The organism is Mycolicibacter algericus DSM 45454 (assembly GCF_002086455.1).
GTDB lineage: Bacteria > Actinomycetota > Actinomycetes > Mycobacteriales > Mycobacteriaceae > Mycobacterium > Mycobacterium algericum.
Genome location: NZ_MVHC01000057.1, coordinates 1 through 9,138, shown reverse-complemented (window position 1 = coordinate 9,138; position 9,138 = coordinate 1). Strand labels below are relative to the sequence as shown.

Here is a 9,138-nt window from a genome sequence, read left to right as displayed (position 1 = left end):
ACCTAAGGGCCTCGATGAGCTGGCGCAGCTGGGTCGCAGTCTCTGGAAGCGGCGCCGCGAAATCCTGGCCTACTTCGACGTCGGCATCTCCAACGGCCCCGTCGAAGCCATCAACGGCCGCCTGGAACACCTACGCGGCATCGCCCTGGGATTTCGCAACCTCAACCACTACATCCTGCGATCCCTGATCCACTCCGGCCAACTTCAAGACCGGATCAACGCACTCTGAAACCGGAAGAGCCGGCTATCGGGTAGTCCCAACTCGCATCCCAGTAGCCAAAGTAGAGTGGCACATATATAAAAATGATGGCCGCCGGAATTCCGGCAAAGTGAATGTTATGCGCTACGAAGTCGTCGTAGATCACGAACATGCATATCGCATAAGCTCCGATCGTCATCCACCAGGTTTGATTGGCGGTAGACGAGCCAGTGTATGAGTCGGGAATCGGATCGTGGCCCGGTTCCTCGTTTTGCTCATCGGATTCCGCCAGGCGGTCAGATCTCCACCATGCGTATACTTTTCCGCGGACCTTAAGTAAGGCGTATCCCGGAACGCAAGGAGGAAGAACAGAGCGCCAACCGCGAACGCTGCTTCGAGGCTATGTCTCCAGTCGGGCAGCAGACCGAGGAATGCGAATACCATTGCTGCGCCAGTGGCTCCCCAGAAGATCCGTCTATTTCGGCTTAGATTTTCGCGGTCAGACGAGTCCGGAATAAAGGCTGTTATTGCGCAGACAAGGGCGCCCACGAACGCAACCAGCTGATCCATGCTGGCAAAGCCCGCGACCGGGTTCACGATTTGAACGCTAAACGTCGCACCGCTCGCACGTCAATTCCTCGCCAGCTCGAGGAGGTTTTCCATGACCTTCTCTCCAGACACCGAACCGACAACCCCGAAGGCCAGTGCGCCAACGAAAGCGCCCACTGGCCCGGCGAGGGCACCAACGGAGGCTCCCAATTCTGCACCTGCGATTCCGCCTCCGGAACCCCCCGCGCTTGTGGCCGCGGTGTCCACGAACGGCTTGTGGTCGACGAACACGTCGTAGATTCCGACGGCGGACCCGAGCACGTTGCCGGCGAAGCCCATGCGCTTCGACAGATTCGTGATCGCGGCGATGTCTTCCGCGCTGTAAGCAACCCCCGGTGCCCAATGCTTTCCGGTGGGAACCTTGTCGGCAAACGCGTTGAGGGCCGCCTTGCCGGCACTGGCAGAGATCCCCGCGGCGTCGCCGCCATTCCGCAGGATGTGGCCAACTCGGCCTCGCGCGATGTCGCCGATGAGTTGCGTCGCGCCTTGGTGCGACATTCCGCCGTTTCGGACGAGGGCGTCGATTGCCTGCCGGGTCACGATGACTCGGGCATTCTGTTCCGCGGTGTCGAGTAGGTGGGTGGCCTGATCCGGGGTGAAAGCTCGGCCGTCGGCCATCCCCTGTTCGAGATCCTTCTGCAGCTCCAGCCGTGTTTGGGCGCGGGTTCGAGCCTCTCCACCCAGGACCGGGTCCATCGGCAGCGGGCCGATGAAATTGGCCATTCGGTAGTCGTCGAGGCGCTCGCCGGCCAGGCGCCGGGCCTGCGGATCGGCGGCCGGGTCGGTAGCGGTGGCGTAGTCCCGCAGCCGCGCGGCGGCCGCCGCCTTCTCAGGCGTCATCTCGCCGGGGCTGTCCACCAACTGCTGGTCGCGATCACGCTCGGTAGTGCCGTAGGCATCGGCAGCGCGACCGGCTTGTTGGTCTTGGGTGGGTTGCCCGTCGCCGTCATAGCCGTGCAGCGGTGCCGGCTCGTAGCCATCGGAGAGCAGTTTGCTGGTGGCGCCTTGTAGGACTGCGGCATAGTCATCGCGGAACTTTTCGAGTTGATGCAGGAGGCCAGCGGTGTCGTCGATCGCCACCTGCTCCAGCTCGGAGGTGTCGAGGTTCGCCTGCTGGTACATGCCGATGCGGTTGTCGATGTCTTGAAGCTGGATCTCGAGCGCGTTGATCTTTGCGGCCGCTGATTTCTGTGCCTGGGCCAGCGCGGCGGCGATGGTTTCCAGGTCCGGTGCCGATCGCGGTGAGTTGGGTTTGTTGCAGCTGCAAGGTGGTGGTGGCGCGCTGCACTTCGGCGGAGTCGTTGATGGGGTGTTCGCCGTTCTCCCGGTTCCAGGCGGCCTGGAAGCGTTGGCGTGCTTGGGCGAACGCGGCACTGGATTCGGCGGTGCAGGCGCCGGCGTCGTGGAAGGCCTGCGCCAGCTCGTCGATGACGGCGGGGTTACCGCTTTGCAGGGTGTTGTTGACCCTGCCACGGGTCTCCGCTGGCTGCTTCGATCAGCAGCGCCGGGTTTATGTGCTGGAGCTGCACCGCACCGCACGAAGCTGGGCCGCGTTGTGCTGATCCATGCCGGTGAACTCGCGCGCGGCATGGTGGGCTTTGTCGCCGACGCCGGACAGGGTCCGGCGGTGGCCGTTGAGGGTGGTGATGTGCTCGGTGTGGGCCGGGAGAGCGCGTTGTGGAAGACGTCCGCGGCGCCGAAGGCCCCGAAAATGCTTGGCGCCACGGCTGTTTGGTTCAGCCGGGCTGCCCCGGCCTGGGCGTGTTCGCTCGCGCCATGCATATCCGCCGCCCCGGATCGCAGCGTCGCCGGATCGACAAACACCTCCGAACCCCTCTCAGATCGGTCGTTGACAACGCTGACAGGGCAGGCCTTCGGCGTCAATTTAGTTTGCGGTGGTCTATGAGCGAGGTTGTCGCTGGCCTCAACTGCGGGTTTCCGCGCCAGTCGCAGTATGGCGACCCATAGTCCAGACTTGTGGCCGCATTGGGGAAATGATGATGTAAGCGAAGAATCGCCACCCGGAGATACCATCCGTGACGTGACCATGACACAGCCCTGGCCCGCACCGCCCGCACCAGTCCGATCCCGCAACTGGCTGACAGCGACCCTGGCCGCCGTGGCCATAGTCTTGGCCGCAGCGGCGTTGATCGTGGCGCTGACCCGGTCGGGGTCGGGGTCCACTCCGACCTACACGACTGCGCAGAAGGGGGAGGCGAAGACGCAGTTGTGCGATCAATACCTTCTGGCAGCACATGCGATGAGCATCGAGACTTTGCCCGATGGCGATATTGCGCTCGCGCGGATCTCTATGACTAATGGCGCGTTAATCCTGGATACGGCCGCGGCAGATCCAGCACTCGAAAGCAAATATCGCGATGCTGCCCGCGCACTAGCGCGTTCCTACCAGACGATGGCGGCGAAGGGAACACATGGCATGTCTACGCCGGATCAGTGGCAGGCGGCAGTTGACGACACGAATGCGAAGGACCGCGCAATGAAGGATTTATGCGGTGACTGATCTCCCTGACTCCAGACCGTTCACGCAGATGTTGATCGGTGCGTGGTGGCCTGCGCCGCCCACAGGACCGACCGACGCAGTTGCGTTTTGGTCTGGCCACATGGATATTAAACAGCGCGAGGCTAACGAGCTTAATAAGGCCGCCCTGTGGTTGGGGGAACACAACAGTGGCAACACCTTGGAGGACATGCTGAGCCGCTTGCGGCTTGGAAAGAAGCGGTTGCTCGACGTCGCTCACCATTGCCGTTCCAAAAAGGAAGCCAATGAAAGCGTTGTCACCGCGGTCAGCCACCTACGTGAGACGTTGACAGGCATTGCGAAATCAGGCAATGACGAAATTGACAAAATTCAGAAGAGCAATGAACCGCCCGAAGTGAAGGTCGCTAAAATTGGCGGCGTGGTATTTGAGGCGAATCGGCACGCCGGCGCCGCAGCGATAACCGCAAACAGTGCGATAGTCGATGCCACCCAGCGCATGTTCGATGAAACCGGGGGCCACGTCAATGCTGACGAATGGATGCGAGGTCATGGCGCCAATCTCGATGTCCCGCCCCCGCGAAAACCGACCCCGGGCGAGGTCACCAGGGCACAGAGCTATGACGGCGGCCAGGGCGGCCTCGGTACCAATGGCTCTCAACCCACCGACGGCGGCCGAGCTAACGGCGGCGATGGTGGCGCCGGCGGGCAACGCGGAACGGGTGCGGGAACGCCAGCAACCACAAACGGAACCGGCGGCGACGACGGCGCAGGGGGGACTGGCAACACAGGCGGTACGACCGGCCCCGCAACGACCGATGGTTCCGGCAGTGATGGCACAGCTGCCGGTAAGGGTGGAAACGCGGGGGCCGGTGGCAACTTCGGCAGCACGGGCGGCGGTGGCAGGGCAGGCGGCGCCAACTCGGGTGGTCCGGCAGGCGGCACCAACGGCGGCTCGAGCGGTGGTAGTGGCGGTACTACTGGAGCCAACGGTGGCGGTACCGGGGGTAGCGGCGCTACGACTGCGGCCAACGGTGGAGGCAGCGGGGGTAGCGGCGCCGCGAATGGGGGCGGGAGCGGTGCCGCTGGTACGGGTGCCAACGGCGGGGGCGGTAGTACGGCGGCTAACGGCGGTGGGGGCGGCAGTAGTACTGGTGCCAACGGTGGTGGTAATGCGGCCGGCGCCAACTGGGGCGGTGGTGGCCAGCAGGTAGGCGGGGGCTCCGTGGGCGGTACCGGTGGGTTCTCGGGAGGCGGCGGTGGCGGCGCAGGTATACCCGGCGCCGGCGGATCGGGTGGCGGGCTTGGCGGGACATCGCCCCTGACCGCCTCCGGGGCGGGCTTCGGCGGTGGCGGCAGCGCAAGCGGCGCCTCTGGACCGGCTGGCCTCCAGGGCGGCGTATTGAGCCAAGCATTTGCATCGGGTACTGCCGGAGGTCCGGCTGGCCCAGGAGGGCCGGGCGGCACACCGCCATGGGCGCAAGGGGGCCCTGGCTCCTCTGGATTCGGTCAATCGTCAGGTCCGCAGGTGCCGCCCTCACCATCGGTGACACCGATGGCGGGCGGGGTGCTCGGCAATCTGGGAAGTCTCGGGGCCTCCAGCCCAGAGGTTGCTCCGACAGCTTCGACCACGGGAGCGACGATGCCGACTCCGGCAGCGGCTCCTCCCATGACCGCCGGACCGACCGCGGTGCCGTCCGCGCCGATCAGCGCCGGCCCGGCAGCCCCGCCGTCGGGTCCGCTTCCGGGCTATGGGGCGGACCTGCGCCCCGCCGCGGCTGCAGCACCGGCCGCATCGACGCCGACGGCTGGTCCAGCCGCCCCCGTGTCTCCGCCAGCGCCGGGCGGCCCCACGACACCCACCTCCGGTGGTGCGACCGTCGCGTCCTCCGGTGATCGTCCCGCGCCGGGCAAACCAACCGCGAGCACAAGCGGGCAGTCGGGTGCGGCGATGGCCGGCGGCGCGGCCGCCGGAGGTACGGCCGGGGCTGGGGCCGGCACCGCCGCCAAGCGCATGGCCGAGCAGGACGATGTGCAGCGCAAAGTCGATGCGGTGGCCCGCCAGGCACCGAACCTGGCCTGGGCGGCCGGCTTGCGCGACGACGAGAGCACCACCGTGCTGGTAACCGATTTGGCCGGAGGCTGGATCCCTCCCGGCGTTCTCTTGCCGCCCGGCGTCACGCTGCTCGCTCCCGCCCAACGCCGACCCGACCTGAGTGTCGTTGATCTACTCGGCGCGGTCATCGCTACCGCGACACATCAGCCCAACACCTATGTAGCTGAAGCCGGCCCCAACGACCCACGTCCGGGCGCTGGGGAGCGCGCCCGCTACGGCCAGCGCATCGACGAACTCGGGCCCACACTCACCGATGCGGCGGGCGCCAGCTCTCGGCTACCGCGCATCGTGCAGACGGTCGCCCACGCCGTGGCCCGCAGATCCGGTGTCGCCGACAACGAAATCGAACGATTCCGCAATGTCATCGCCGACACCGCAGACAAGGTGCTCTCGGCTTATCCTCACCACCTGCCCCGGGATGTCGCCGACTGGATGCTGCTGGCGACCATTGATGCCCTGATCGACGGAAGCGAAGAGCTCGCCCGCTATCACCTGGCCTGGCATCAGGCCGTTGCCCCGGGCAGGCAAGCCGCATGAGTGCGCCTGACGGGTCGCCGTGCGGCATGGCAATGGCCGGTCTGAACCAGTTGCTGGATTCAGAAGCAGTGGCGCGTCCGGACGCCCGGACAAGAAGCAAGCGTGGACGACGGCCGCCGCTGCGGTCAACCACCTACGCGCACGGCTAACAGAGATCTGCGAAGCCGGGGATCAGGCCTGCAACGCAGCTGTGGCCTCCGCCCTGCCGGACGACGCCAAGCCCACGCAGCTCAACGCCATCGCCAAAGACAGACTCCGCTAGCGGCCAATAACCTCGGCATCCCCGAACGTCATCTCGACGTGCCCCACCGTCGACGACATCATCGGCCGCTTGGGCAGGCCCAGCGCGGCCAGCTCACGTGCGTACGGGTGGGTGCCCAGCCGCAGCGTCGTACCGCCTAACGACCCGCGAACCCCGGAAACTCGCATCTCCCAGGGCACTTGGCGGGTCACGCCATCGAGGTGACTGAACGCCTGCAGCGTCCGCGGCTTCGAGGTGAACAGACTCGGTACCGGTAGCCCGCGCCCGAATTCCATTGTGGCGATGTGCTGGCCGCCGGCGGCCACATCGAAGCCCAGCCGCTGGCCGTCGCGAACGGTGAAGTCCGCCATGATCTTCGGGAACCCCCAGATGGTGCGTCCGGCTTCTAATGTAAATCCTTGATCCACCGGCAGGTGGTGGATGAACGCACCGGCGGAGCCCAATGCGCGCCAGCCACGGGCGGACGAACCTGGCGGGTTGACCATCACCGCGGTACCGAACTCGTGGTACTTCCCCAGATCGCCGTCGATGTAGCGGGCCAGCATCAGGTTGACCACCGCCTGTCCGGGCCGGTACTGGAAAACCTGCAGGCCGCTGTAGTCGATCATCGCCTGCGCGGCGTCCGCCGAAACCGAGAACATCGCGGAATGCACATCCGCCTGACGGACGCGCACCGGCATGGTAAGCACAGTGCCAGCGATGGTGTGCTGTGAAAGAGCCATGACGCCCACTGTAATCCGGAGGACGCTGATGACTGAGGTTATGGCTGATGTGAAGCCGATGACCAAGCCTGATGTCGACTTGACCGACGGCACTTTCTACTCCGACGGGGGAGCGCGCGCCGCCTACAAGTGGATGCGCGCTCACGAGCCGGTGTTCCGGGACCGCAATGGTCTGGCCGCCGCAGCCAGCTACGCCGCGGTGATCGACGCTGAGCGCAACCCCGAGCTGTTCTCCAGCACCGGAGGGATCCGGCCCGACCAGCCGGGCATGCCGTACATGATCGACATGGACGACCCGGAACATCTGGTGCGCCGCAAGCTGGTCAACGCCGGTTTCACCCGCAAGCGGGTGCACGCCCAGCTGCCGTCCATCGGAGAACTCTGTGACAGGTTGATCGACGCGGTCTGCGAGCGGGGTGAGTGTGACTTCGTCCGCGATATCGCAGCGCCACTGCCGATGGCGGTGATCGGCGACATGCTCGGCGTCCTTCCCGAAGATCGTTCGAAGCTGTTGAAGTGGTCCGACGACTTGGTGGCGGGGCAGAGCTCGCACCTGGATCCGGCCTCGGCGACGTTCCAGGCGGTCATGGAGGCGTTCGCCGGCTGGACCGAATTCACCCGCGACATCATCGTCAAACGGCGGGCCGAACCCACCGACGACCTGTTCTCCGTTCTGGTCAACGCCGAGGTGGACGGGGCGGTGATGTCCGATGACGAGATCATCTTCGAGACCCTGCTGATTCTGATCGGCGGCGACGAGACCACCAGGCACACGCTGTCCGGGGGGACCGAACAGCTGCTGCGCCACCGCGATCAGTGGGACGTGCTGCGCGCCGACGCGAGTCTGCTGGCCGGGGCGATCGAGGAGATGTTGCGGTGGACCTCCCCGGTGAAGAACATGTGCCGCACGTTGACCGCCGACACTGAGTTCCACGGTACCCAGCTGAGCCGGGGCGAGAAGATCATGCTGATGTTCGAATCGGCGAATTTCGACGAGTCGGTGTTCGACGACCCAGAACGGTTCGACATCAAGCGCGACCCCAACAGCCATGTCGCGTTCGGCTTCGGCACCCACTTCTGCATGGGTAATCAGCTGGCCCGGCTGGAGCTTTCGCTGATGACGGAGCGGGTACTGCAGCGGCTGCCGGACCTGCGCCTGGCCGACGGCGCGGAGGTGCCGCTGCGACCGGCGAACTTCGTATCCGGTCCGGTGTCCATGCCGGTGGTGTTCACGCCGAGCAAGCCGGTGCTCGCGTAACCGAGCGTGTACTCAGCGCGAAAAGCGCGCCCGAAAATCGCTGGGAGTACACGCTCGTCGCGCCCAGGCGTCCGCGACCCGGCCAAGGATGCCGCCGTCGGTGTCTTCGAGGGTGATCCGCAGGTCGATCCAGCCGAGCCCGGTCACCGTCTCGTGGCGTCGGATGTCTTGGTTGGAGCGCCGTGGATTGGTGCGGTGATGTTCGCCTTCATAGTCGAGGCCGACCATGATCTCCTCCCAGCCCATGTCCAGCACCGCGACAAGCTGGTGCCATTCGTCGTAAACCGGGATCTGTGTCTGCGGCGGCGGGTAGCCGGATCGAATCAGGAGTAGTCGCAACCGGGATTCCCGTGGTGAGTCAGAACCGGTGTCGACGAGCCGCAGCGCGATTCGGGCATCACAGATCCCGCGGCGTCCCCGGTATCGTTCGGCCAGCAACTCGACGTCGGTGATCTTGAGGTCGGTGGCCTGTCCGAGGGTGTCGATGGCCGCGACCGCCTTGACCTGGGAATAGCGGCAGGCCAGGTCCAATGCGGTGCGGGCCGGCGACGTCACCGGTATGCCGCCGATCAGCTGCACCTCGTCTTCGCCGACGCGGTCCGACCAGGAGTGGATGTGTTTGGGTGGCCGGCGACAGTCGTAGAGCAATTCAGCTGGCGCGTGATCATCGACCCATTTCGCGCCGTGCAGCGCGGCGGCCGACCGGCCCGCGACGACGCCACGTCGCCGCGACCACAGCCACGCGGCTTGGGCTCGCAATACCGCGGTGGGTCGAGTACCGGCTGGAACATAAACGTCCGGATGGATCGCGACGAATCGGCTCCGCAAGGCGTACGGCGTCAGCCGCCCGCTTCGGACGGCGTTCACGTCCCCGGCGGTGGTGTAAGTAGGGGCGGCGTGTCGGTCCTGATGTAGGGGGCCATCGCGGGAGTCTCTGT

7 protein-coding genes and 3 pseudogenes are annotated in these 9,138 nt (G+C 65.7%); 4 read left to right on the top strand and 6 right to left on the bottom strand.

The window, feature by feature from the left end; translation table 11 throughout:
* Window positions 1–229 (top strand): transposase (locus BST10_RS21830; protein WP_165757229.1); only part of this gene is annotated, 229 nt, incomplete at its 5' end.
* A gap of 600 nt (window positions 230–829) precedes the next feature.
* Here the strand turns inward: BST10_RS21830 and BST10_RS21825 are convergent.
* From BST10_RS21825 to BST10_RS21820, 3 pseudogenes are all read right to left on the bottom strand, one after another.
* A pseudogene (locus BST10_RS21825) lies at window positions 830–1,981 on the bottom strand (putative alpha/beta hydrolase); the annotation flags it as partial.
* Window positions 1,982–2,102: 121 nt separating this feature from the next.
* Window positions 2,103–2,228 (bottom strand): annotated as a pseudogene (locus BST10_RS24375) (putative alpha/beta hydrolase); the annotation flags it as partial.
* Between the two features lie 90 nt (window positions 2,229–2,318).
* Window positions 2,319–2,632: pseudogene (locus tag BST10_RS21820) on the bottom strand (DUF2563 family protein).
* 223 nt (window positions 2,633–2,855) lie between these two features.
* Here BST10_RS21820 and BST10_RS21815 point away from each other — a divergent pair.
* Window positions 2,856–3,329 carry a hypothetical protein gene (locus tag BST10_RS21815; RefSeq protein ID WP_109559616.1) on the top strand — a complete coding sequence of 158 codons (474 nt, stop codon included), beginning with the start codon at window positions 2,856–2,858 and terminating at the stop codon, window positions 3,327–3,329.
* Window positions 3,330–3,651: 322 nt separating this feature from the next.
* Here BST10_RS21815 and BST10_RS24045 read toward each other — a convergent pair whose 3' ends face one another.
* Window positions 3,652–4,017, bottom strand: a complete 366-nt coding sequence (locus BST10_RS24045) for a hypothetical protein (protein WP_083040697.1) — start codon at window positions 4,015–4,017, stop codon at window positions 3,652–3,654.
* A gap of 1,239 nt (window positions 4,018–5,256) precedes the next feature.
* Here BST10_RS24045 and BST10_RS24040 point away from each other — a divergent pair.
* Window positions 5,257–5,958: a DUF5631 domain-containing protein gene (locus tag BST10_RS24040; protein WP_083040695.1), complete on the top strand. Its 702-nt coding sequence runs from the start codon at window positions 5,257–5,259 to the stop codon at window positions 5,956–5,958.
* A gap of 258 nt (window positions 5,959–6,216) precedes the next feature.
* On the opposite strand, the gene BST10_RS21800 is transcribed toward BST10_RS24040, so the two are convergent.
* Window positions 6,217–6,942, bottom strand: coding sequence for an acetoacetate decarboxylase family protein (locus tag BST10_RS21800; protein ID WP_165757227.1), 726 nt, complete (start codon window positions 6,940–6,942; stop codon window positions 6,217–6,219).
* Between the two features lie 40 nt (window positions 6,943–6,982).
* Between BST10_RS21800 and BST10_RS21795 the strand changes: the two genes are divergently transcribed.
* Window positions 6,983–8,200 (top strand): cytochrome P450, encoded by a 1,218-nt coding sequence (locus BST10_RS21795; RefSeq protein WP_083040690.1) that lies wholly within the window; start codon window positions 6,983–6,985, stop codon window positions 8,198–8,200.
* Between the two features lie 12 nt (window positions 8,201–8,212).
* Here the strand turns inward: BST10_RS21795 and BST10_RS21790 are convergent, their stop codons facing one another.
* Window positions 8,213–9,067, bottom strand: a complete 855-nt coding sequence (locus tag BST10_RS21790; protein ID WP_083040687.1) for a hypothetical protein — start codon at window positions 9,065–9,067, stop codon at window positions 8,213–8,215.
* Between the last annotated feature and the right edge of the window lie 71 nt (window positions 9,068–9,138).